Origin of the sequence: Frateuria sp. GZRe12, assembly GCF_051900535.1 — a bacterium.
GTDB lineage: Bacteria > Pseudomonadota > Gammaproteobacteria > Xanthomonadales > Rhodanobacteraceae > Frateuria_A.
The window spans coordinates 15,087-37,762 of sequence record NZ_JBHZGI010000003.1 but is presented as its reverse complement, the minus strand read 5'-3'; the positions used below and the strand labels follow the sequence as shown (position 1 = coordinate 37,762).

The 22,676-nt window shown below is 68.0% G+C and carries 19 protein-coding genes; 11 read left to right on the top strand and 8 right to left on the bottom strand.

Going from position 1 to position 22,676, the window contains the following annotated elements; all coding sequences use genetic code 11:
- Position 1: 1 nt before the first annotated feature.
- The 3 genes from ACFWZ4_RS08715 to ACFWZ4_RS08705 all read left to right on the top strand — a co-directional run bounded on the left by ACFWZ4_RS08715 (position 2) and on the right by ACFWZ4_RS08705 (position 2,743).
- On the top strand, positions 2-421 hold the full coding sequence (locus ACFWZ4_RS08715; RefSeq protein WP_439704306.1) for a DUF4124 domain-containing protein: 420 nt from the start codon (positions 2-4) through the stop codon (positions 419-421).
- 80 nt (positions 422-501) lie between these two features.
- Positions 502-2,199, top strand: a complete 1,698-nt coding sequence (locus ACFWZ4_RS08710) for a proline--tRNA ligase (RefSeq protein WP_439704305.1) — start codon at positions 502-504, stop codon at positions 2,197-2,199.
- A 223-nt stretch (positions 2,200-2,422) separates the two neighbouring features.
- Complete coding sequence (locus tag ACFWZ4_RS08705; protein ID WP_231324207.1) at positions 2,423-2,743, top strand: H-NS histone family protein; 321 nt, start codon at positions 2,423-2,425, stop codon at positions 2,741-2,743.
- A 148-nt stretch (positions 2,744-2,891) separates the two neighbouring features.
- Here the strand turns inward: ACFWZ4_RS08705 and tldD are convergent, their stop codons facing one another.
- Positions 2,892-4,331, bottom strand: coding sequence for a metalloprotease TldD (gene tldD / locus ACFWZ4_RS08700; RefSeq protein WP_439704304.1), 1,440 nt, complete (start codon positions 4,329-4,331; stop codon positions 2,892-2,894).
- A 122-nt stretch (positions 4,332-4,453) separates the two neighbouring features.
- Here tldD and ACFWZ4_RS08695 point away from each other — a divergent pair, with 122 nt between their 5' ends.
- Positions 4,454-5,635 carry a sterol desaturase family protein gene (locus ACFWZ4_RS08695; RefSeq protein ID WP_439704303.1) on the top strand — a complete coding sequence of 394 codons (1,182 nt, stop codon included), beginning with the start codon at positions 4,454-4,456 and terminating at the stop codon, positions 5,633-5,635.
- Between the two features lie 165 nt (positions 5,636-5,800).
- On the opposite strand, the gene ACFWZ4_RS08690 is transcribed toward ACFWZ4_RS08695, so the two are convergent.
- Together ACFWZ4_RS08690 and rng are read right to left on the bottom strand one after the other, a co-directional pair.
- Positions 5,801-9,685: a YhdP family protein gene (locus ACFWZ4_RS08690; RefSeq protein WP_439704302.1), complete on the bottom strand. Its 3,885-nt coding sequence runs from the start codon at positions 9,683-9,685 to the stop codon at positions 5,801-5,803.
- Between the two features lie 39 nt (positions 9,686-9,724).
- Positions 9,725-11,197, bottom strand: a complete 1,473-nt coding sequence (gene rng, locus ACFWZ4_RS08685; protein ID WP_231324199.1) for a ribonuclease G — start codon at positions 11,195-11,197, stop codon at positions 9,725-9,727.
- Between the two features lie 144 nt (positions 11,198-11,341).
- On the opposite strand from rng, the gene ACFWZ4_RS08680 reads away from it, so the two are divergent.
- On the top strand, positions 11,342-12,007 hold the full coding sequence (locus ACFWZ4_RS08680; RefSeq protein ID WP_439704301.1) for a response regulator transcription factor: 666 nt from the start codon (positions 11,342-11,344) through the stop codon (positions 12,005-12,007).
- The gene (locus ACFWZ4_RS08675; protein ID WP_439704300.1) at positions 12,004-13,356 is read left to right on the top strand and encodes a sensor histidine kinase; all 1,353 of its coding nucleotides are present in this window, start codon (positions 12,004-12,006) and stop codon (positions 13,354-13,356) included. The genes ACFWZ4_RS08680 and ACFWZ4_RS08675 overlap by 4 nt, the downstream gene beginning before the upstream one ends.
- A gap of 63 nt (positions 13,357-13,419) precedes the next feature.
- On the opposite strand, the gene ACFWZ4_RS08670 is transcribed toward ACFWZ4_RS08675, so the two are convergent.
- Positions 13,420-14,514, bottom strand: coding sequence for a mechanosensitive ion channel family protein (locus ACFWZ4_RS08670; RefSeq protein ID WP_439704299.1), 1,095 nt, complete (start codon positions 14,512-14,514; stop codon positions 13,420-13,422).
- Positions 14,515-14,684: 170 nt separating this feature from the next.
- On the opposite strand from ACFWZ4_RS08670, the gene ACFWZ4_RS08665 reads away from it, so the two are divergent.
- Both ACFWZ4_RS08665 and ACFWZ4_RS08660 read left to right on the top strand, forming a co-directional pair.
- Positions 14,685-15,374: an ATP-binding protein gene (locus ACFWZ4_RS08665; protein ID WP_439704298.1), complete on the top strand. Its 690-nt coding sequence runs from the start codon at positions 14,685-14,687 to the stop codon at positions 15,372-15,374.
- Complete coding sequence (locus ACFWZ4_RS08660; protein WP_439704297.1) at positions 15,358-15,867, top strand: mismatch-specific DNA-glycosylase; 510 nt, start codon at positions 15,358-15,360, stop codon at positions 15,865-15,867. The genes ACFWZ4_RS08665 and ACFWZ4_RS08660 overlap by 17 nt, the downstream gene beginning before the upstream one ends.
- A 48-nt stretch (positions 15,868-15,915) precedes the next feature.
- Here ACFWZ4_RS08660 and ACFWZ4_RS08655 read toward each other — a convergent pair whose 3' ends face one another.
- Both ACFWZ4_RS08655 and ACFWZ4_RS08650 read right to left on the bottom strand, forming a co-directional pair.
- Positions 15,916-17,199 (bottom strand): c-type cytochrome, encoded by a 1,284-nt coding sequence (locus tag ACFWZ4_RS08655; RefSeq protein WP_439704296.1) that lies wholly within the window; start codon positions 17,197-17,199, stop codon positions 15,916-15,918.
- Entirely contained in the window at positions 17,196-17,927 is a 732-nt protein-coding gene (locus ACFWZ4_RS08650) for a c-type cytochrome (RefSeq protein ID WP_439704295.1), read from the bottom strand. Before ACFWZ4_RS08650 ends, ACFWZ4_RS08655 begins: the two co-directional genes overlap by 4 nt.
- 119 nt (positions 17,928-18,046) lie before the next feature.
- On the opposite strand from ACFWZ4_RS08650, the gene ACFWZ4_RS08645 reads away from it, so the two are divergent.
- Genes ACFWZ4_RS08645 through lepB form a run of 3 tightly spaced genes read left to right on the top strand, consistent with a single transcriptional unit; the run spans position 18,047 to position 20,601 of the window.
- The gene (locus ACFWZ4_RS08645) at positions 18,047-19,654 is read left to right on the top strand and encodes an amidase (RefSeq protein WP_439704294.1); all 1,608 of its coding nucleotides are present in this window, start codon (positions 18,047-18,049) and stop codon (positions 19,652-19,654) included.
- Positions 19,654-19,869: a GDCCVxC domain-containing (seleno)protein gene (locus tag ACFWZ4_RS08640; RefSeq protein WP_439704604.1), complete on the top strand. Its 216-nt coding sequence runs from the start codon at positions 19,654-19,656 to the stop codon at positions 19,867-19,869. Before ACFWZ4_RS08645 ends, ACFWZ4_RS08640 begins: the two co-directional genes overlap by 1 nt.
- A gap of 57 nt (positions 19,870-19,926) precedes the next feature.
- Entirely contained in the window at positions 19,927-20,601 is a 675-nt protein-coding gene (gene lepB / locus ACFWZ4_RS08635) for a signal peptidase I (protein WP_439704293.1), read from the top strand.
- A gap of 113 nt (positions 20,602-20,714) precedes the next feature.
- On the opposite strand, the gene ACFWZ4_RS08630 is transcribed toward lepB, so the two are convergent.
- Both ACFWZ4_RS08630 and ACFWZ4_RS08625 read right to left on the bottom strand, forming a co-directional pair.
- Positions 20,715-22,088, bottom strand: a complete 1,374-nt coding sequence (locus ACFWZ4_RS08630) for a class II 3-deoxy-7-phosphoheptulonate synthase (protein ID WP_439704292.1) — start codon at positions 22,086-22,088, stop codon at positions 20,715-20,717.
- Between the two features lie 13 nt (positions 22,089-22,101).
- A complete protein-coding gene (locus tag ACFWZ4_RS08625) occupies positions 22,102-22,602 on the bottom strand; it encodes a disulfide bond formation protein B (protein WP_439704291.1) in 501 nt (166 codons plus the stop codon).
- Between the last annotated feature and the right edge of the window lie 74 nt (positions 22,603-22,676).

Sequence of the window (22,676 nt, the reverse complement as noted above, 5' to 3'; positions counted from 1 at the left end):
CATGCGCCGCCTGCCCTTCGCCCTCGTGTTGCTGCTGCTCGCGCCCGCGGTCGCCGCGCAGGTGTACAAGTGGACCGATTCCCACGGCACCGTGCACTACTCCGAGACCCCGCCGCCGCAGGGCACCAAGTACAACCGCATCGACACCAACGGCATGGAACAACCTGCGGCGCCTGCACCGTCGACCGCCGCGCCAGCAGCCGCCGCCAAGGCTGCATCCGCGGGTACTGGCGGAATGGCCAATACCCCGGAGAATCGCGCCAAGCTGTGCGCCTCGCTGAAGGCCAACCTGGACCTGCTCAAGGGCAAGGAAGGCGTGGTGCTCGAGCAGGACGGCAAGTCGGTGCCGCTGGACGAGACCCAGCGCAGCCAGCAGGTCGCCCTGGCCGAACAGCAGTACCAGCAGTTCTGCAGCCAGTAGGACTCAGCGACGGCGTCGTTGACGCGTAAGCCGGGGATGGCCCACGTATAATCGGCCTCTTTGTCCCCGGATTACCCGCCATGCGCCTCAGCCAATTCCACCTGGCCACCGTCAAGGAAGTACCCGCCGACGCCGAAGTCGCCAGCCACCGGCTGATGCTGCGCGCCGGCATGATCCGCAAACTCGCCTCCGGCCTCTACACCTGGACGCCGCTGGGCCTGCGCGTGCTGCGCAAGGTCGAGAACGTGGTGCGCGAGGAAATGAACCGCGCCGGCGCGATCGAATTGCTGATGCCCGCGGTACAGCCGAAAGAATTGTGGGAAGAGACCGGCCGCTGGGAAAAGTTCGGCGGCCAGCTGTTGAAGATCCGGGATCGCAAGGACCAGGAATTCTGTTTCGGTCCCACGCACGAGGAAGTCATTACCGACTTCGCGCGCAACGAACTGAAGAGCTACAAACAGCTGCCGGTCAATTTCTATCAGATCCAGACCAAATTCCGCGACGAGATCCGTCCGCGCTTCGGCGTGATGCGCGCGCGCGAATTCCTGATGAAGGACGCCTACTCCTTCCATCTCTCGGCCGAATCGCTGGGCGATACCTACGAGGTGATGTACCAAGCCTATTCGCGTGTTTTCGAACGGCTCGGCCTTTCGTTCCGCGCCGTGCAGGCGGATACCGGTGCGATAGGCGGCAACGCCAGCCATGAATTCCAGGTGCTCGCCGATTCGGGCGAGGATGCGATCGCGTTCTCCGACGGTTCCGATTACGCCGCCAATATCGAAAAGGCCGAAGCCCTGGCGCCCGCCGTCGGGCGACCTGCCCCGCAGGCAGCGCTCGAGCGTGTTGACACCCCCACGCAAAAGACGATCGCCGAGGTCAGCGCCTTCCTGGGTGCCCCGCCCCAGCGGTGCGTCAAGACGCTGCTGGTTCGCGGTCGCGACGGATTGGTTGCGCTCTGCCTCCGCGGCGACCACGAGATCAACGAGATCAAGGCCGGCAAACTGGCCGAATTGCCGGACGAGCCGGTGCTCGCGACGGAAGAAGAGATTCTCGCCGCGACCGGCACGCGTCCCGGCTTCATCGGCCCGGTCGGGCTGCCCGATGCGATCCCCGTAATCGTCGACCGCAGTGCCGCCGTGCTGGCCGATTTCGTCTGCGGTGGCAATGCCGACGGCACCCATTACACCGGTGCCAACTGGGAACGCGACGCGCGTATCACCCGCGTGGAAGACATCCGCCAGGTAGTCGAGGGCGACCCCTCCCCCGACGGTCTCGGCACGCTGCGACTGGCTCGCGGCATCGAGGTCGGCCACATTTTCCAGTTGGGCCAGAAATACGCCCAGGCACTGGGCGCCACGGTACTGGACGACCAGGGCAAGGCGCAGGTGATGATGATGGGTTGTTACGGTATCGGCGTGAGCCGCATCGTGGCCGCCGCGATCGAGCAATCGCACGACGAGGCCGGGATTATCTGGCCGGAAACCATGGCGCCCTGGCGGGTAGCGGTCTGCATCATCAACCCCAAAAACCTGCCCGACGTGCGCGCGGCTGCCGAAGCCCTCTACCGCAAGCTCGAAGAACGCGGTATCGAAACGGTGCTGGACGACCGTGGACTACGTCCCGGCCAAATGTTTGCCGACCTGGAATTGATCGGCATTCCGCACCGGGTCGTGGTAAGCGAGCGGGGCCTGGCTGCCGGCACACTCGAATACCGCCGGCGCTCGGAATCGGAAAACCGCGCCATTACCGAGGACGAATTGTTCACATTGCTGGCGTAACAGTAAGTGGCGATCCGGCAGTACGGTAAATTACCGTGCCGCCGGGTTTGGCAATGAACCGGGCGGTTTTTATGCGGTGGATCGCATTATTCCCTCCCGCGGGATAATCGGCCGTTTTGCAATCGCCCCCGTCGTTGGGCGAGAATGCCTCCGACAGGAAGCACCGCTCTCAATGACGAGAGGCAGAAAACACATAATCGAAGACTTATCCGGGAGCCCACGCATGGCAGTCGACATCAAGAACCTCAATCACAACCAGCTCAATGAACTGATCAGCAAGGCGCAGGTGCGCCAGAACGAGCTGCGCAAGGAGAAGGTCGCCAAGCTGCGCGAGAAGATCCATGCCATGGTCAAGGCCGAGGGCTACAACATGGAAGACATCTTCGGCGGCACCCGCAAAGCCCGTCGCAGCACCGGCACGGTGGCGCCGAAGTATCGCAATCCGGCCAATGCGGAGCAGACCTGGTCCGGCCGCGGCAAGCGTCCGCGCTGGTTCAACGACGCGCTGAAGGCCGGCAAGAAGGAAAAGGATCTGGCAATCTGATCCGGCGACTGCAATGAACTAAAAAAACACCGGCCTTGCGCCGGTGTTTTTTATGCGTTGGATTGGTCTCTCTTCCCCCGTCGAAGTTGGGACGGCATCGCTCCACGGGATCGGTAAAGAGACGGAAGGGAGAGAGATCAACTGCGCGTCAGGCGGCAGTGCCGCCTACGGTCATGCCGTCGATCTTCAAGGTTGGCTGGCCCACACCCACCGGCACGCTCTGGCCGTCCTTGCCGCACACGCCAATGCCCTCGTCGAGCTTGAGGTCGTTGCCGATCATGGACACACGGGTAAGCACTTCCGGGCCGGCGCCGATCAGGGTGGCGCCCTTGACCGGGGCGGTGATCTTGCCGTCTTCGATCAGGTAGGCCTCGCTGGCGGAGAACACGAACTTGCCGCTGGTGATGTCGACCTGGCCGCCGCCGAAGTTGACCGCGTAAAGCCCGCGCTTGACCGAGGCGATGATCTCGGCCGGATCGTGCGAGCCGGCGCGCATGTAGGTGTTGGTCATGCGCGGCATCGGCAGCTGCGCGAACGATTCGCGGCGGCCGTTGCCGGTCGGCTTCATGCCCATCAGGCGCGCGTTCAACCTGTCCTGCATGTAGCCCACGAGGATGCCGTCCTCGATCAGCGTCGTGCATTCGGTCGGCGTGCCCTCGTCGTCCACGCTGAGCGAGCCCCGACGGTTGGGCAGCGTGCCGTCGTCGACCACGGTTACGCCGGGCGCGGCCACGCGCTGGCCCAGGCGTCCGGCGAACGCCGAGCTGCCCTTGCGGTTGAAGTCGCCTTCCAGCCCGTGGCCGATTGCCTCGTGCAGCAGCACGCCGGGCCAGCCGGGGCCGAGCACGACGGTCATCTGCCCGGCCGGGGCGTCGACCGAGTCGAGATTGACCAGTGCCTGGCGCACGGCCTCTTCGGCGAAGGCCAGCGCGCGGCCGTTCTCGATCAGCTCGCGATAGCCGTAGCGTCCGCCGCCGCCGCCGCTGCCCTGCTCGCGACGGCCGTTGGATTCGGCGATCACCTGCACGTTCAACCGCACCAGCGGGCGCACGTCCGCCGCCAGGGTGCCGTCGGCGGCGGCCACCAACACCGTGTCCATGGTCGCGGCCAGACTCACGATCACCTGCTTGACGCGCGGATCGCGCGAGCGCGCCCAGGCGTCAACCTCGCGCAGCAGCGCGATCTTGTCGGCATTGGGCAGGCTCTCGACCGGGTCCAGCGCCGGATAGAGCGACCGCCCACCGTTGAGCGCCAGCGGCTTGCCGGCGCCCTGCCCGCCCTGGGCGATCGCGCGCGCGGCTTTGGAAGCCTCCAGCAATTGCGGCAGCACGATCTCGTCGGAATAGGCGAAACCGGTCTTCTCGCCACTGATGGCGCGTACGCCCACGCCCTGTTCGATCGAATGGCTGCCGTCCTTGACGATGCCTTCCTCAAGCAACCAGGACTCGCTGCGCGAATGCTGGAAATACAGGTCCGCCGCGTCGATGTCCGGTCCCATCAGCTGCGCGAACACGCGCTCGAGGTCGGTGGTCACCAGGCCACCGGGGGCCAGCAGCTTGTTCTCTACGTGGGCAATGAGTGAATCCATGGAGCCGGCAACCTTGGGCGAAAGGGATGACTATCCCACATGGGGTCGCACCCGGCCCTTTAAAGCACGACGCGCGCGGCTGCGGCTACCATGCGCCGACATCACCAAGGAGAGGCCGCATCATGAGCAGGGATACCAGGCACAGGCTCACCCGCGAGCTGCTGGACAACGCCGTGAAGGCGCCCATCGGCGAGACGCACGACCTGCTGCAACGCCACGGCGCGCTGCGCCCGGGCGCGGGCAAGCTCAGCAGCGTGGTGGCCTTGTCGCTGGGATTCCTGGGCCTGCTGGCTGTGCTGGCCTTCCATTTCCCGCAGTACCTGACCACGCCGGACCTGCGCCACCAGTACTCGGTCGACGTGCTGCGCCAGCTGCTGCTGGTGGCGCTGCTGGTCGCCGGTGGCATGTCGCTGGGCAACCTGGTGCTGGGGCGCCGACGCAACCTCAACCTGGTCGCCTTTGCGCTGGTGCTCGCCGCCACCGCGCTGGGCGGCTCGCGGGTGCCGGTGGGCAACTTCCCCGACCACACGCCCTACATCGGGCTGGACTGGTTCATCCTGGACCTGCTCGGCTCCACGTTGGTGTTCGTGGTGATCGAGAAGCTGTTTCCGTTGTACAGGGGACAGACGTTGTTCCGCGCCGAGTGGCAGACCGACCTCAAGCACTTCGCGGTCAACCATTTCATCGTCGGGCTGGCGCTGCTGAGCGTGAACTTCCTGCTGCACCATCTGTTCGGCTGGCTGGTCAGCAGTGGCTTCCAGCAGGCCGTACGGGATGTTCCGTTCCTGCCACAGTTGCTGTTGTGCGTGCTGGTGGCGGACCTGGCGCAGTACTGGACGCATCGCGCGTACCACGAGGTGCCGTTCCTGTGGCGTTTCCATGCCGTGCACCACAGCGTCAAGACGATGGACTGGCTGGCCGGCTCGCGCCAGCACATGCTGGAATTGATCGTCACCCGCGTGTGCGTGCTGGCGCCGCTATACATCCTGGGCTTCTCCGAAGCGGTGATGAACGGCTACATCCTCATCGTCGGCTTCCAGGCAGTGTTCAACCACGCCAACGTGCACCTGCCCTGGGGCCCGCTGAAGTACCTGCTGGTGACGCCCGACTTCCACCACTGGCACCACGCCTCCGACGAGGAGGCGATCGACCGGAACTACGCGGCGCATTACGCCTTCCTCGACCACCTGTTCGGCACGGCAGTGAAGTCGCCCAAGGTGTTCCCGGAGAAGTACGGCGTGGTGGGCGATTACATGCCGGACGGTTTCGTGCGGCAGCAGCTGTTTCCCTTTCGGCGGAAGTAGGCGCAAGCGCGCCGCAAAGGCGACCCTGCCCGCCTTTTGGGCTCCCCGACGAACGGGGCACGGATTCGGCACGCCGCGTCACGCTAAGGAGCCTTGCCCGCGATCGCGAGGGAAGGTGCCGACAGGCGGGGCGGATGGGGCGCGACCTTGCGATGCCGCCGGTTTTCAGCGCCCCGCGCTTGCCGCCGGTGCCGGCACCGAAGCGGCCGGCGCGGGTTGCGCTTCGTGTTTCTCCACCAGCGTGAACACCGGCTTTTCCCAGCTCCCGGTGACGTGGTAGCGCGCGCTGGCGGCCTTGTTCAGCCCCTTGCCGAGCAGCCCCTGCACGGCGAAGCCGGCAGCGGCACCCACCGGTCCGGCGACCACCGCGCCGACCACCGGCAAGCTGTTGCCGACGTGAGGCAGGACGTAGACCTGCTGGTCGTAGTCGCGCGTGCGCAGGCCGGTGCGGCCATGAATGTCGATGTCCGCGGCGGGCCCTCGGATCTGCAGGTTGTCGGTGGTGGCATTGCCGGCGGCGAAGCGGAAGTCGCCCTTGATCGAATCGAACGCCAGCCCCTTGCCGAACACGTCGCCGAAATCGAGCGTGAGGCGTCGCGGCAGCTCAGCCACCGAAACCAGCCCGAACAGGCGTCCCACGCCAGGAGCGAGCTCGGGAATACGACCGTGGCTGACGTCGATGCCGAGCGTGCCGGTCATGTTCGCAAGCGCGAAGGACGTGGGCGCTCCTGGCCAGCTCGCATCGAGCACCGCATGTGTCTTGCCACCGCTGAACAGGCCTTCGTACCCGAAGGCTGTGAGCATGCTGCCCAGGTTCTGCGCCGCGAAGTCGATGCGCATCTGGGTGTGGCTGGCCTGCGCCGTGCCGTTCCAGTCGCCGCCGGCGTTTAGCTGCACGCTCTTGGACAGCGCACGCAGCTGGTCGATGTGCATGCCCTGCGACGTGGGCCAGGTCTCCAGCCGCGCCTCGCCGAGCCGGGCCGCGCCCAGTCGCAGGTCTCCTACCCACAGGTGGAACGGCGGCAGCGACCCCGGATCGATGCCCGTGGCGGACGGGTCGCCCAACGGTTCGGGTGGGGGTTGCGCCGTGGCAACAGGCGATGACGGCGCTGCGGCCCGGGCCGGACTGGCCGAGGGCTTGCCCGTAGGCGGTGGCGCCGCCTGCGGCCAGTACAGGCGTTGCAGGCGTGCGGTGATGCCACGCTTGCGCAGGTCGGCCGAAGGCACGTCCACATGACCGGCCAGCGCCGGACTGTCCACGTCGATTGCCAGCCCGTCGGTCCCGGGCATGGCCTTGATATGCATCTGCGGGAAATCGTGTTCGAACACCAGCGCGCGATCGGCCTGGGCATCGATGCTCTCAAGCCCGGGGCCATCACTGCCGGTGCCGGCCACCGCATGCTGCACCCAGCCGGACACGTCGAGCGCCGTGGCGTGGCCGCGGATGCGCAGGCCCCTGTCCGGCAGGCTCTCGGGCATGGCGGTACCGAAAGCGATCGCCGCGGCCAGCGGCTGAGTGTCGCCCGCGGGGAGGCGGAAGCGCGCGCGCATCACGTCGCCCAGCGCCACGTCCAGCCTGGCGTTGTCCACCGGCACGCCCACGGTCAGATGCAACGGCAGCTCGGCATCGGCCGGTTTGGACAGAGGCACCGGAAGCTTCAACGTGGTGCCGGCGAGCGTGCTGTCGGCGCTGAGCGTCTGCACCGACTCCCCGCCGCTGCCGTGGGTGATGTCGAAGCCGATCGTGTAGTCGCTGCGCCCCTGGGCGGCCTTGCCCAGCCATTCGAGTTGCGGATAGCCCTGCACCAGTTCGGCGATGGCATAGCGCCCCTGGAGCCGCGCCGAAAGTACCGTGTCCGGCTGGCCGGTCGCATCGGCGATCGCCAGGTCCAGCGACGAGGGCTGGCCGCGGAATCCGCCAGCGAGCGGACCGGCATGCACGCCGTGGGCGTCGAAGCTCACCGGGCCATCCAGCTTGTCCAGTTCCAGCTTCCATTCAGGCGCGTCCACGTCCATGCCTGTGAGCTGGGCGCTGCCATCCAGTCGCAGCGCCCGGGTGTCCTTCACCGGCAGCGACAGGTGGAACCCGAACGCACCGCTGCCGCCCAGGTGCAACTTGGCCAGCGTGTCGGCCTGGTCGCGCGCGATCGGGCTTTGTCGCAGGAACTTGATCAGGTTCGCGCCGCTGCCATTGCCCTGCGCGTTGAGATCGACCGTGGTGTCGGAGAACTCGGGGATCAGCGCCACCGCACGATCGATCTTGATGCCGAGCGACTCGCCACCCTGCGCCTCGGCCAACATGCCGTTGCCTACGAAGCTCGCTTCCACGGATAGCCCGGTGGCCAGCGGCCAGCCCTCGCCGTAGTCGAAAGTGAGGCCGCTGATGCGCGCATGCGCCTCGAAGCGGCCCTCGTTGTGGCGGAACGGCCAGTCGGCCAGGTTGCCGCGCACGACGAGGTCGCCCTCGTCCACCGTTCCCGCGACCAGTGCGCGGTCCAGGTATTCGATGGCGGTCGGCGACATGGCGTCGACCGGCCAGAACATCTTGGCGGCCACCACCTGCGCCTGGTCGACGTGCGCATACAGATCGAGAAAGGGCCGGCGTCCATCGTCGGGCAGCGCCATCGTGCCGCGCACGCTGCCGGCGAAGCCATTGCCCTGGAACGCCAGCGGGTCGATGCCGACCTGCCACGCCCCGTCGGCATGCCAGGCAGCTACGGTGGCGGCCAGTCGCGTCAGCCCGAACGGCTTGCGGAAGCCGGGAGTTGCGTCCACCACGGTGGCCTGCGCCGGCAGTTCCAGCGCAAAGCCCTGCGCATCCCCGCGCAACGTGCCGTCGAGGCGGCTGATGCCAGGCAACTTGCCGATCGCGTTGATGCCGGCGTTCGAGAATGACACCTGCAGATCCCGCACGCCGCCGGCACGCGACCATTGCAGCGCGGCCTGCTTGAGCAGGCCATGCGGATGTCCGCTACCGAGCCAGGCGCCCAGCGACGGCGCCAGGCCGGGCTTGAGCGCCAGCCATGGCAGCAGCGGCGCGAGGTCGAGATCACGCGCTGCCAGGCTCACGCGCGGCGTGCTCTCCGCCTGGTGCAGCGCCAGTGCCAGCGCACCGCCGTTATCGGCGGCATAGCGAACCTCGTAACCGTCCACGCTTTGGCTGACGCCCGCCATGCCGCGCAGGACGGGCACCTTCGCGGTTCCTGCAGGCCCCTCGACGGCAAGGTCGGCAAGGTCCAGGCGCAAGGTGGCGCGCACGACCTTGCGATCCTTCCAGTCGAGCCAGGCGGCCAGGCTGCCGGTACCGGTCTTGGCCACATAGCCGTCCATGGCCACGTCGCCAAGCAGCGCGCGCAGGTCGAGCCGGTCGCCGGCCAGCCACAGGCGGCCCTCGCTGCCGTCCTCGCGAAAGCTGCCGGCACCACGCCACTGGCCGCTCGCACCCTCACGCTGCAGCGCCACGCCAAAGCGGACGCGGCTGCCCTGCCGGCTTAGCCGCAGTTGGTCGGCAAGCACGGTGTAACGATGCCCGCTGGCCTCGTCGGTGACGATCAGGCGCAGGTCGCGCAGCCAGATGCCCAGCGAGACCGGGCCCATCGAAAAGTCCTGCCGCGCGCCGCCCCCGGGGCCGCCGATGCCATTGACGTGCCAGCGGCCCTGCCCGTCGCGGCTCAGGTCCAGCTCCAGTCCGCGCGCCCGCAGATCGAGCATGTGCCGCGAGGGCAACAACCAGCTGCCGAAGTCGATCTTCAGTTCCGACTCGGGCAAATGCAGCGGGCTACCGCCGCCGGGGCCTGGGCCGATGGTGACGTCGCGCATCACGAACAGCGGACCGGAACCGCGCCAATGGCCTTCCATCGAGGCGAAGCTCACTGGGCGATGCAGGCGCTCGGAGAGCTGGGCGGCGACCCATTGCGGATGCCGCGCCAGCAGCGGCAGCAGCAATTGCGCCAGCGCGACCAGCACGGCCAGCGTGATCACCGCGATGCCGGCGCCCCAGCCGAGGGCGCGCAATGCCGGGTGCAGGCGCTGTCGCCAGCGCGCGTTCACCTCGTTCCGTCCCGGCCGGCGTTGCGGGCAATCCTTCGCTTACAGCAAGACCACATCGAACTGTTCCTGCGAGTAATGCTCTTCCGGCTGGAAGCGTATGCTCTTGGAGATGAACTCCTCCAGTTCGGCCACCGCCGCCGATTCCTCTTCGAGGATGCGCGAGACGACCTTGGGGCTGGCCATCACCAGCAGCTTTTCGGCGTTGAACTGGCGTACCGCGCGGGTGATCTCGCGGAAGATTTCGTAGGTGACCGTCTCGGCGGTCTTGATCGTGCCGCGCCCGCCGCATGCCGGGCACGGTTCGCACAGCTGGCGCTCCAGGCTTTCGGTGGTGCGCTTGCGGGTCATCTCGACCAGGCCCAGCGCCGACATCGGATAGACCGTAGTCTTGGCGTGGTCGCGCGCCAGACCCTTCTCCAGCATGCGGATCACCTGGCGCTTGTGCTCCTCATCGTTCATGTCGATGAAGTCGATGATGATGATGCCACCGAGATTGCGCAGGCGCAGTTGCCGCGCGGCTGCCTGGGCGGCCTCCAGATTGGTGCGATAGACCGTCTCCTCCAGGTTGCGCGTACCGAGGTAGCCGCCGGTGTTGACGTCGATCGTGGTCATCGCCTCGGTCTGGTCGACGATGAGGTAGCCGCCGGACTTGAGCGGCACTTCCTTTTTCATCGCACGCTGGATCTCGTCCTCCACGCCATAGAGATCGAAGATCGGCCGCTCGCCGGCGTAGTGCTCGATGCGGTCGTCCAGGCTCGGCATGAACTTGTGCACGAACTTGACCACCTTCTCGTGCGTCTCGCGTGAGTCGACGCGCACCTTCTCGATGTCGTCGGTGAGCATGTCGCGCAGGCTGCGCAGCGGCAACGAGAGTTCCTCGTAGACGCGCTCGCCGACCTTGGCCTTGGCGATGTTCTCCTGCACCACGCGCCAGACCTTGCTGAGGTAGGTCACGTCGAAGGCCAGCGATTCTGCCGACTGCCCTTCGGCGTTGGTGCGCACGATGTAGCCGAGCGGATTTTCGCCGATGAGCCCGCCGAGCACGTCCTTCAGGCGCGCACGCTCGGTTTCGTCCTCGATGCGCGCGGAGATGCCCAGCGTGCGTGCGTGCGGCAGCAGCACCAGGTAGCGCGAGGGAATCGACAAATGGCTGGACAACCGCGCGCCCTTGGTGCCAATCGGGTCCTTGACCACCTGCACCACGATCTCCTGGCCCTCGTGCACCAGCTCGCTGATCGAGGGCGTGTGGCCATTGCCATGCACCTCGGCACCCTCGGGCAGCGGCGGGCGCACGATGTCCGAAGCGTGCAGGAACGCCGCGCGCTCCAGGCCGATCTCCACGAAAACCGCCTGCATGCCAGGCATCACCCGCTGCACGCGGCCCTTGTACACGTTGCCCACATAACCGCGCCGGGAGGCGCGCTCGACGTGCACCTCCTGCAGCATGCCGTTCTCGACTACGCCCACCCGGGTTTCACGGGGCGTCACGTTGATCAGGATCTCTTCGCTCACACCCACCCCCGTTGATCTGCGTCTTTATAGCGGGTGGGCGATGAAACTGTCGATGCGCCAGAGCACGGGGCCGGGCGGACGATTTCCAGCCCCGCCGTCCTTCGGGCGGGCGCAACGGCCGCCCACTGAGTAGACTCCGCCCACATGAAACTCCTGCTGGTGGAAGATTCCGAACGCCTGCGCGGCACCCTGCAGCACGGTCTGCGGGGCGCCGGCTTCACGGTCGACGCGGCGGCCGACGGGATCGAGGCCAAGGGCTTCCTGGCGGGCTACGACTATGACCTGGTCGTACTGGACCTGATGCTGCCGCGGCTGGATGGCCTGGGCGTGCTGCGCACCCTGCCAGCCGGCGGACGGCGCCCGCGCGTGCTTGTACTGTCCGCGCGTGACCAGGTGGGCGACCGCATCGAGGCGCTCAACACCGGCGCCGACGATTACCTGGTCAAACCCTTCGCCTTCGACGAACTGGTCGCCCGCCTGCATGCGCTGGCGCGCCGGCCGCTGCAGGCGCAACCGGTGGTCTTGACGCTGGGCACGCTGGCGTGGGACCCGCTGGCCCAGCGCGCCAGCGTGGATGGCCAGCCCTTGCCGCTAACGCCGCGCGAGTTTGCCGTCCTGGGCTTGCTGCTGCGCCACCGCGGGCGCGCCTTCACGCGCCAGGAAATCCTCGAACGCACCGCCGGCAGCGATACCGACGTCTCCGATCGCAGCGTCGAGGTGCTGGTGTTCGGCCTGCGCCGCAAGCTCGATGCCGCCGGACTGGCCGGCCTGATCGAAACCCGCCGCGGCGCCGGCTACCTGATCCCGTGAAACCGCCCTCGCTCGCCGCACGCATCACCCTGCTGCTGGTGGGTACCAGTCTGGCGCTGCTCGGCGGCGGTGCGCTGCTGATGGACTGGCGCATCGACCACGCGATGGAAACCCGCTATCGCGAGAACCTTCTGACCCAGGCGCAGGCGCTTACCACGGTGGTGGAGATCGAGCAGGAGGCCGGCGAACCGCAGGGGCCCGCCGGGCTGCTCGGGAGCGACGGCGAATGGTACGAGTTGCGCTGCGAGGGCATGCCGGCCCAACGCAGCACGCCACCGCCACCGGCGATGCCTCGCGACTGGCCGGCGGCCGCCGGAGCCACGCCGCGCTTCGTCAACCTGCACCACGGGTCCGGACGGCTGGGTGCGGTGATGTTCGCCTTCCAGGAGCCCTCCGCCACCCGGCCGCCCACGCAGCGCTGTGCGTTGCTTTTCGTGCAGGACCGCCGCGCGTTCGATCGCTTGCTGACCACGCTGGACTGGATTCTCGCCCTGAGCCCCGCGCTTGCGCTGCTGGTCGCGCTGGCGGCCGTGCCGCTGATCGTGCGACGCGGCCTCAAGCCGGTGCGCGCGCTGGTCGAGCGCATGCGCGACATCGGCCCGCATGCCCCCGGGCGGCGATTGCCCGCCAGCGGCATGCGCGAGCTCGACCCGTTGGTGGCGCGGTTCAACGACGTGCTGGCGCGGATGGACGAAGGCCTCGCCCGCGAGCGCCAGTTCGCCAGCGGCCTGGCCCACGAGACACGCACGCGGCTGGCCGAACTGCGTGCGCTGGCCGAGGTGGAGGCGCGCTATCCGAGCGGGCGGGAGCTGGGCCAGATTCTTGGCGAGATCGGCCAGATCGGCGCCGAGCTGGAAGCGACCGTCGCTGCGCTGCTGTTGCTCACCCGCCTGCAGTCGGGCCTGGAGCACCCTCAACGCCAGCCGCTGGAACTGGCGCCCTGGCTCGAGCGCCAGTTCCAGCGCCAACGCGCGCACGTTGTCGGACAGGGCGTCGGGCTATCCGTGTATGGCACGCCGCCGGCCAGCCTGCACACCGATCCGGCGTTGCTGGAGGTCGTGCTGGGGAACCTGCTCGGCAACGCCTGCGCCTATGCGCCGGCCGGCGATACGGTGCGGATCGACCTGGATGCCGAAAGCCTGCGCATCAGCAACGCCGCACCCGGGCTGGAACCGGCCGACCTCGCGCGCTTCGGCCAGCGCTTCTGGCGCAAGCAGCCGCCGCACGCCGGGCATGCAGGCCTGGGGCTGGCACTCTCGCACGCGGCGGCCGAAGCGCTTGGCATGGAACTGCACTTCGATCTGCGCGACGGGCGGGTGCATGCGCGACTGGCATGGGCGTCGAGCTGAGCGGCGCAGGGTGGGCTTCGGCCCGCGGGTTTTCCGCGGAATGGCGATGGGCTGGGGCCCGCCTTACGGATGTTCTCGCGGCCGGCCGACCACTCCCGGCGGCTCTCCTATCTCGGCCCGCATCCGCGGCAGGCTATCCGGATAGTTCTGCTGGACGAACGCGATCATGCCCTCGCGCACGTGGCAGCGAAGATCGAAGTTGCTGCCCGAGTCGGCCGAGCTGGCGAGGATGCGTATCTGCAGCGTGCGATCGGTGGCGTCGGTCACCTGCAACACACAGACGCGTCCGTCCCACTGCGGCGCTTCCTTGCACAACCGCTTGACCTCCTCGCGAAGCGGTTCCAGCGGCACGCGGTAGTCCAGCCACAGGTAGACGGTGCCGATCAGCTGCGAACTGGTGCGCGTCCAGTTCTGGAACGGGTTCTCGATGAACCAGTTCAGCGGCACCACGAGGCGCCGCTCGTCCCAGATGCGCACCACCACGTAGGTGCCGGTGATCTCCTCGATGCGGCCCCACTCGCCCTCGATGATCACCACGTCGTCCAGCCGGATCGGCTGGGTGATGGCGATCTGCAGGCCGGCGATCAGGTTGCTCAGCACGGGTTTGGCGGCCAGGCCTACGGCCAGCCCCGCCAGGCCCGCCGAGGCGAGCAGGCTGGTGCCGATCTGGCGCACGCCGGGGATCATCATCAGGCAGGCGGCGAGGCCGATCAGGATCAGCAACACGGAGCCCGTGCGCCCCAGTACGCGCGCCTGGGTCAGCACCCGCCGCGCGCGCAGGTTGTTCTCGGTGTTCACCGGGAAGCGCCGGCAGAAGAAGAACTCGACGGCGTTGATGCAGCGCACGCCCAGCCACGTGGCCACCGCGATCAGGGCGATCACCAGGATCTGTTCGGCCGGCGCAGCGAGGTGCAGCTGGTCCGCCTCGGGCCGTGTACGCAGTGCCAGCACCAGTACCAGCAACGGCACCAGCCAGCCCATCGGCGCGCGCGCCTGCCTGAGCATCTCGCGCGCCATCGGATGGCCATCACTGAAGCGCCACAGCAACGCACGCACCAGCCGGTGGACGACGATCGCGACCAGCAACGCCACGATGATCGTCACGCCCAGGCGGATCCAGGGCTGGTCGTTCCAGATCTCCAGCAGGTTTTCCGTCATGTCCCCACCCTGCCTGCCCGCGCGTCCACGTCGTGTGGGCAGGCCATGGCCGGAACGTTCAGGCGGCCAGCCTGACACCGCAGGGCGGGCTTCAGCCCGCCAGCTTTTCTCCACCGCCAGGACGAGCCGAAGCCCACCCTGCGCAGTTCAGCGTGCCGTAGAGTAGGCCGATGACTGCGACTCCCATTCTCCTCGCCTGGAGCGGCGGCAAGGATTGCCTGATGGCCCTTGAGCGGCTGCGAGCCGATCCGCAGTGGCAGGTCGCCGCGCTGCTGACGACCGTCAATCGCACCTACGGGCGCATCGCCATGCACGGCGTGCGTCGCGACGTCCTGCTCGCGCAGGCCGATGCGCTGGGCCTGCCGCTGCTGGAAGTGGAGATGGACTGGCCCGGCAGCAACGAAGCCTACGAAGCGGCGCACGAACGCGCGCTGGCCGAGGCGCGCATGCGCTGGCCAGGCATTCGCCATTGCGCCTTCGGTGACCTGTTCCTGCAGGACGTGCGCGACTACCGCGTGCGCCAGCTCGGTCGCGCCGAGTGGCGCGCGGTGTTTCCGATCTGGGGCGAGGATACCGACGCGCTATCTCGCCGCTTTGTCGGCGAAGGGCATCGCGCGCTGCTTTGCTGCGTGGATACGCACCAGCTGGCGGCGGAATACTGCGGCCGCCCCTACGATGGGGCCCTTCTCGACAGCCTGCCCGCCGGCGTCGACCCCTGCGGCGAGCGCGGCGAATTCCACACGCTGAGTTTCGGCGGACCGCTGTTCGCCCACGCATTGCGCTTGCGCCGCGGCGAGTCCGTATTGCGTGACGAGCGTTTCCAGTTCACCGATTTCCTCCTCGATGAAGCTGCCGGCTGAGCTGCACGTCCTGCCCGACCTGCTGCGTCCGGGCCTGGCGCTGGTGTTCTGCGGCACCGCCGCCGGCGAGCGCTCGGCGCGCGAGCGCGCGTACTACGCGCACCCTGGCAACCTGTTCTGGCGTGCGCTGTTCGAGTCCAGCATCACGCCGCGCCGCCTCGTACCGACCGAGTACCCGCAACTGCTGGACCTGGGTATCGGCCTCACCGACCTTGCCAAGCGTCACAGCGGCAACGACGCCGATCTGCCGCGCGATGCGTTCGACGTCCCCGCGCTGCTCGCCAAGATCGAACGCTTCCAACCGCGGCTGCTCGCCTTCACCAGCAAGGCGGCTGCGCGCGCGGCGCTCGGCCGGCCGATCGGGGACTGTGGATTGCAGCCCGAGCGGATCGGACAAACCCGGGTGGTCGCCCTGCCCTCGCCTTCGGGCCAGGCGCGCGGTCACTGGGACCTCGAGCCCTGGCGCGCCCTGGCACGACTGGCCGCCGGATAGCGTGCGACCCGTGCGGCGCGGCGCGCCTAGCACCGACCCGCCGGCGGGTTACTCGACAGGCGTGTGTCGATACGCGGCGACGTCGCGCTCCATCACAGGAGCGGCGTTGTTGTCCCAGGCGTGGCGGATGTAGCTGACGACCGAGGCGACGTCGCCATCGCTCAGCTGCTGGGCGAACGGGGGCATCGAGTAGGGACGTGGGTGGGCGGCGGTGGTGGGTGAGAAACCGCCGAGCAGCACGATGCGGATGGCGTTGATGCCGGTCGGTTCGGTCACCGAGGTATTGCCGGCCAGCGGCGGGTACACACCCGCCACACCTTGGCCGTCCTTGCCGTGGCAACTGGCGCACTGCCGGCCATAGAGATCGGCGCCGCGGTCGAGCAGCGCGGTAGCGTCGACCTGGCTGCCTTTGGTTGCGGGTGCGGGACGCGGCGGCAGCGACTGCAGATAGACCGCAATGGCGCGCAGGTCGTCTTCATGCATGTGCTGCGTGCTCTGCATGACCACATCGGCCATCGGGCCGAAGGCGGCACCCTTGCGCGACTGCCCGGTCCTGAGCAAGGTCACGATGTCGTCCGTACCCCAGCCTTCCAGACCACCGTGGGCATGCGTGCTCAGGTCGGGGGCGTACCAGTTCTGCGCGGGAATCTGTCCGCCGGTGAGCGTCTCGTTGCTGGGCAGGCCGCCGAGGTTGTCGCGCGCGATGTGGCACTCGTTGCAGTGGCCCAGGCCCTGCACCAGGTAGGCGCCGCGATTCCACTCGGCCGATTGCTTCGGATCGGCGACGAATTCACCGGGGCGGAAGTAAAGCGTGCGCCAGGTGGTCAGGCCCGCGCGCAAGTCATAGGGAAAGCGCAGCGATGGCGCGGCCGTCTGGCTGCGCACCGGCGGCAGTGTCTTGAGGTAGGCGAATAGCGCGAAGGCGTCCTCGCGGCTCACCCGCGTGTAGGAGGTGTACGGAAAGGCCGGATAAAGCGCGTGGCCGTCCCGACCGACGCCTTCGTGCAGCGCGCGCCAGAACGCGTCGAACGACCACTGCCCCAGGCCCGTGGCATCGTCGGGCGTGAGGTTCGGCGCAGGAACATCGCCGAACGGGGTGGGCAGCGCGCGCCCGCCTGCGTAGGGCTTGCCGCCCTGCGCGGTGTGGCAGGCCGCGCAATCGCCGATCGTGGCGAGGTACGCGCCGCGGGCGACCAACGCAGGTTCCTGCAGTTTGGCCGCAGTGGTCTGCGAGGGCGGCAAAGCGTCGTGGTGACGCGCGAACAGCCACCAGGCCAGGACGGCTACGGCCAGCAACAGCAGGGCCAGGAATGCACGCAACAACCACTTCATCGCTTCGCGCCCTTCGTGCCCAGGACACCGCAGGCCAAGGGAGGCCTCACGGATCCGGCCGGCTGGGCATGGGTGTCGGCCGGCACCTCATGGCTGGCCAGCCAGGCCGATACGGCGGTGATGTCCGCCTCGCTCAGGCGGCTGGCGATGGCTGACATGCAATCGGGGGCCACCATCGCGCGGGTGTGGGTGCGCCACGCGCCCAATTGGGCACTGATGTAGTCGTAGGGGAGGCCGATCAAGCCGGGAATATCCGGATCCACACCGGTCAGGCGCTCGCCGTGGCAAGCGGCACAGGCAGGCACCTTGCGCGCGGGATCGCCCCGCGTCGCCAGCACCTGGCCGCGCTCGAGGATGGCATCGGTGACGCGCGGCAGCGGCGAGGGCTGGTAGGGCACCTGCTGCGCGGCGAAGTAGCTGGCGATCTCGTGCATATATTCGGGCGTCAGTCCGCGCACCGTGTATTCCATCGGCGCGTACTTGCGCAAGCCATCCTGGAAATTGCGGATCTGCCGCGCCAGATAGCCGGCCGGTTTGCCGGCCAGGCGCGGGAAGAAGCCGCTCTCGGGCGTACCCTCGCCGTGTTCGCCATGACAGGCGGTACAGGCGGCGATGCGCTGCTTGAGGGTATCGGGCACGGTCGGGGCATCGGCGGCCCGGACGACGGTGGCGGACAGCGCGACAACCAGAATGGCGGGCGCCAGGCACACGGAGGAAAGCAGGCTCATGCGTCGGATTATAGGTAGCGTCTGATGCGCGACCGGCGCGCGGGAGGGATATGCTGCGCCAGCGCGACACCATGCCGCACCGTCATGCGCCATTGCACACCGACCCACCGGAGGCCGCCGTGAAACCCTCGCCCGCCCGCCTTGCCCCGCTCATCGCCCTGTTGCTTGCCGCCCCGGCGATGGCCGCCCAACCGGCCCAGCCGCTGGCCTGGGCCTCGATCGACCATCTGCAGCAGCAGATGGACGCCGGCTCGCTGGACAGCCGTACGCTGGCGCGGCAGTTCCTCGACCGCATCGCGCAAATCGACCAGGCCGGCCCCACGCTGCGGTCGGTGATCGAAACCAATCCGGATGCGCTCAAGCTTGCCGCGGCGCTGGATGCCGGGCGCGCCAAGACCAAGCGCGGGCCGCTGTACGGCGTGCCGGTGCTGCTCAAGGACAACATCGATACCGGCGACCGCATGCTCACCACCGCCGGTTCGCTGGCGCTCACCGACGCGCCGGCGTCGCGCGACGCGGGGCTGGTCGAGCGGCTGCGCAAGGCCGGCGCGCTGGTGCTGGGCAAGACCAACCTGAGCGAGTGGGCCAACTTCCGCTCCAACCATGCCAGTAGCGGCTGGAGCGGCCGCGGCGGGCAAACGAAAAACCCCTACGTGCTCGATCGCAACCCGTGCGGCTCCAGCGCGGGTTCCGGCGCGGCGGTGGCGGCCGGCCTGGTGACCGTGGCGATCGGCACCGAGACGGACGGCTCGATCATCTGCCCGGCCGCCAGCAACGGCATCGTCGGCATCAAGCCGACGCTGGGCCTGGTCAGCCGCAGCGGCATCGTGCCGATCGCGCACAGCCAGGACACCGCCGGCCCGATGGCGCGCAGCGTGGCCGATGCGGCGGCCTTGCTTAGCGTGATCGCCGGCAGCGACCCGCGCGATCCGGCCACGGCCGAAGCCGACGGGCACGCCACCGACTACACCCGCTTCCTCGACCCCAACGGCCTGAAGGGCAAGCGCATCGGCGTGGTGCGCCAGCTGGCCGGGGCCGAACCCAATGCCGACCGCGTGCTCGAGCAGGCGATCGCGCTGATGAAGGCGCAGGGCGCGATCATTGTCGATCCGGTAACCGTGCCCCACCTGGCTGACCTGGGCGGACCGGAGATGACCGTGCTGTTGTACGAGTTCAAGCACGACATCAACGCCTATCTCGCCACGCGGCCGAACCTCCAGGTGAAGACACTGGCCGACCTGATCGCCTTTGATAAGGCGCATGCGGAACAGGAGATGCCCTGGTTCGACCAGGAACTGTTCGAACAAGCGCAGGGCAAGGGTCCGCTGACCGACAAGAAGTACATTGACGCGCTGGCCAAGGCGAAGCGGCTGGCGGGCCCCGAGGGCATCGACGCCGCGCTGGCAAAAAATCATCTGGACGCCCTGCTCGCGCCGTCCTGGGGTCCGGCCTTCGTCACCGACCCGGTGCTAGGCGACCATATCGTCAGCGGCGATCCGACCGTCGGCGGCGCATCGCAGCCCGCGGCGGTGGCCGGCTATCCGTCCGTCACCGTGCCAGCCGGATTCGCGCACGGCCTGCCGGTGGGCATCGTGCTGTTCGGTGCCAGGTGGAGCGAGCCTACGCTGATCTCGATCGCCTACGGCTTCGAGCAGCATGCCCGCGCCTGGCAGCCGCCGCGCTTCCTGGAGACGGTGGGCGGCAAGCCGGTGACGGGCTCGCCCTGATCGCCGTGCAGTTGCGCCTGCAAAGCACGTTGACCTGCCCGCAATGCGGGCATCGGTCGGTGGAAACCATGCCGACCGACGCCTGCGTGTTCTTCCACGACTGCCCCGGCTGCAGTGCGTTGCTCAAGCCGAAGCCCGGCGACTGCTGCGTGTTCTGCTCCTGGGGCGACGTGCCGTGCCCGCCGGTCCAGGCGCAAAAGGGATGTTGCAGCTAAGGGAACCGCCGGGCCCGGTGGCGGTCTGACACCGGCACTCTGGCAAAGGACATGGCCATGCACGCCCTCTCGCGCTTCCTGCTGCGCAACCGCGGCTTCTTCCTTTTCCTGCTCGGCATGCTGATGTTCCGCAGCGCACTGGCCGACTGGAACACCGTTCCCACCGGCTCGATGCAGCCGACCATCCGCATCGGCGACCGCATCGTGGTCGACCGGATGGCCTACGACCTGAGGCTACCGTTCACGCACCTCTCGCTGCTGCACCGGGCGGACCCGAGGCGCGGGGACATCGTGATCATCGACTCGGCCGCGACCGGCGAGCGGTTGGTCAAGCGCGTGATCGGCCTGCCGGGCGATACCGTCGCGCTGCGCGGCAACGTGCTCTACGTCAACGGGCACGCGGCCCATTACCAGTCCGCCCGCGTGGCGGGCATAGAGGCGGACCGGACGTTACCGGCAAGCTATGCGGTGGAATCGCTGGGCGGGCCCGGCCATCTCATCCGGCTATCGCGCTACCTGCCGAGCCCGGCCAGCAACTACGGTCCCGTCACCGTAACGGCGGGGCATTACCTGGCCATGGGCGACAATCGCGACGACAGCTATGACTCGCGGTTCTTCGGCTTCGTACCCCGCGGAGAGATCGTCGGGCGGGCGCGTTTCGTGGCCTTGTCGCTCGATCCGGCGAGGCACGGCCTGCCCCGGGCGGATCGGTGGGGCCTGACGCTGCACTAGCGCGACAGCTACCTCGGCCTCCGTACGCTCAACCGAGCAAGGTGGACGGCCCAGCGATCCGCTCTCTCCCGTTCAAGAGTGGGATGGCTGGACGGTCATGCGAAGGACCGGCATCAACCAGCGGCGCCCTCGGACTTGCGCACGATAAGCATGGCCAGCTCCAGCGACTGCTCGTAATTGAGCCGCGGATCGACCATCGACTTGTACGCGCGCTTGAGGTCCGATTCGGACAGGTCGCGCGCGCCGCCCATGCATTCGGTGACGTCCTCGCCGGTCAGTTCCAGGTGGACACCGCCCAGGCGCGTGCCGGACGCCGCATGGATGTCGAAAGCCTGGTCAAGCTCGCCACGGATATTGTCGAAGCGGCGCGTCTTGTAGCCGTTGGAAGTGCTTTCGGTATTGCCGTGCATCGGATCGGCCACCCACAGAACACGCCGCCCCTCGCGCCTGACCGCCTCCAGCAGCGGCGGCAGCGCGCGGGCGATGCCGGCGTTGCCCATGCGATGGATCAGGGTCAGACGCCCCGGTTCGTCGTGCGGGTTGAGCGCGTCGATCAGCGGCAGCAGCTGATCGGCGGTGACCGAAGGCCCGACCTTGACCGCGACAGGGTTGCGGATCCCGCGGAAGTACTCCACGTGCGCACCGTCCAGCGCAGCCGTGCGCATGCCGATCCAGGGGAAATGCGTGGACAGGTTGAACCAGCCGGGATTGCGCGGCACCTCCCGCGTCAGCGCCTGCTCGTAGTGCAGGAGCAACGCCTCGTGCGAGGTGAAGAAATCCACCCGCGAGAAGCTGGCGATGGGGCCGGCCAGGGTTTCCATGAAACGCAGCGAGTCGCCGATGGCGGCGACCATGCGCCGGTAGTCGGCGGCCAGCGGTGAATGCTCGACCCAGGCCAGATCCCAGTATTCGGGATGATGCAGGTCGGCAAAGCCGCCGTCGATCAGCGCACGCACGAAGTTCATGGTGAGCGCGGAGTGCGCGTGCGCCTGGATCAGTCGCTGTGGATCGGCGCGGCGCGCCTCGGCAGTGAAGGCCGGGCCATTGACCACGTCGCCTCGAAAACTGGGTAGCGTCACGCCGTCGCGCGTCTCCGTATCGGCCGAACGCGGCTTGGCGTATTGGCCCGCGAACCGGCCAACTCGCAGCACGGGCTTCTTCAGGCCATGCACGAGCACCAGGCTCATCTGCAACAACACCTTGAGCCGGTTGGAAATCACCGGGCTGGTGCAGTCGGCGAAACTCTCTGCACAGTCGCCGCCCTGCAGCAGGAACCGCTCGCCATCCTGCGCTTCGGCCAGGGCCTGCTTGAGCGCAAGCACTTCCCAGGAAGTTACCAGCGGAGGCAGCGCGGCCAGTTGCGTCGTGGCTCGCGCCAGTTCTGCCGCATCCAGGTATTGCGGCTGCTGCAATGCCAAGCGCCGCTGCCACGATGCCGGCGTCCAGTCTGCGGGCAGTTCGGCCAATCGGTCCGGTCGGTTGTTCACGATGATGTCCGAATCAGCTATTGCGGCGGCGCGCGGTGGCGACGAGTGCGAGGATCGCCAGCAGCACGAACCACAGCAGGGTCCAGGCGGGCATCGGCAATCCGAGAACAGGCTCGACCTTGGCGCATTCGCCCGAGCCGGTAAACACCATGCGCAGCACCTGCGCGAACGGGAAGGCGTCGAACATGTAATCGAGCGGCGGCCCGCACGAAGGCACCTGGTCGGCCGGCAGCGACTGGATCCACAAATGCCGACCCGCCACGGCGATGCCCCATAAGGCGCCCAGCAACACGCCAGCGGTGTAGACCCAACGCGACCCGCGCCGTGGCGCGTGCAGTGCACCGATCAGGAAGAACACTGCCATCACCAGGAAACCGATGCGCTGGAAGATGCACAGCGGGCAAGGGATGAGTCCCCACGCGTACTCGGTGTACAGCGCGAAGCCGAGCAAGGCCACGCAGGCGACGAAGCCCATGAGGAAGCTGATGCGGTACGACCAGTGCAGAGGGTTCATGGCGGGTTGTTGCGTTGCGGAAAGTCGACATTACCCGCTTGCCGGGGCGCTGTCAGCAAGCGGTCCCGAAAAAC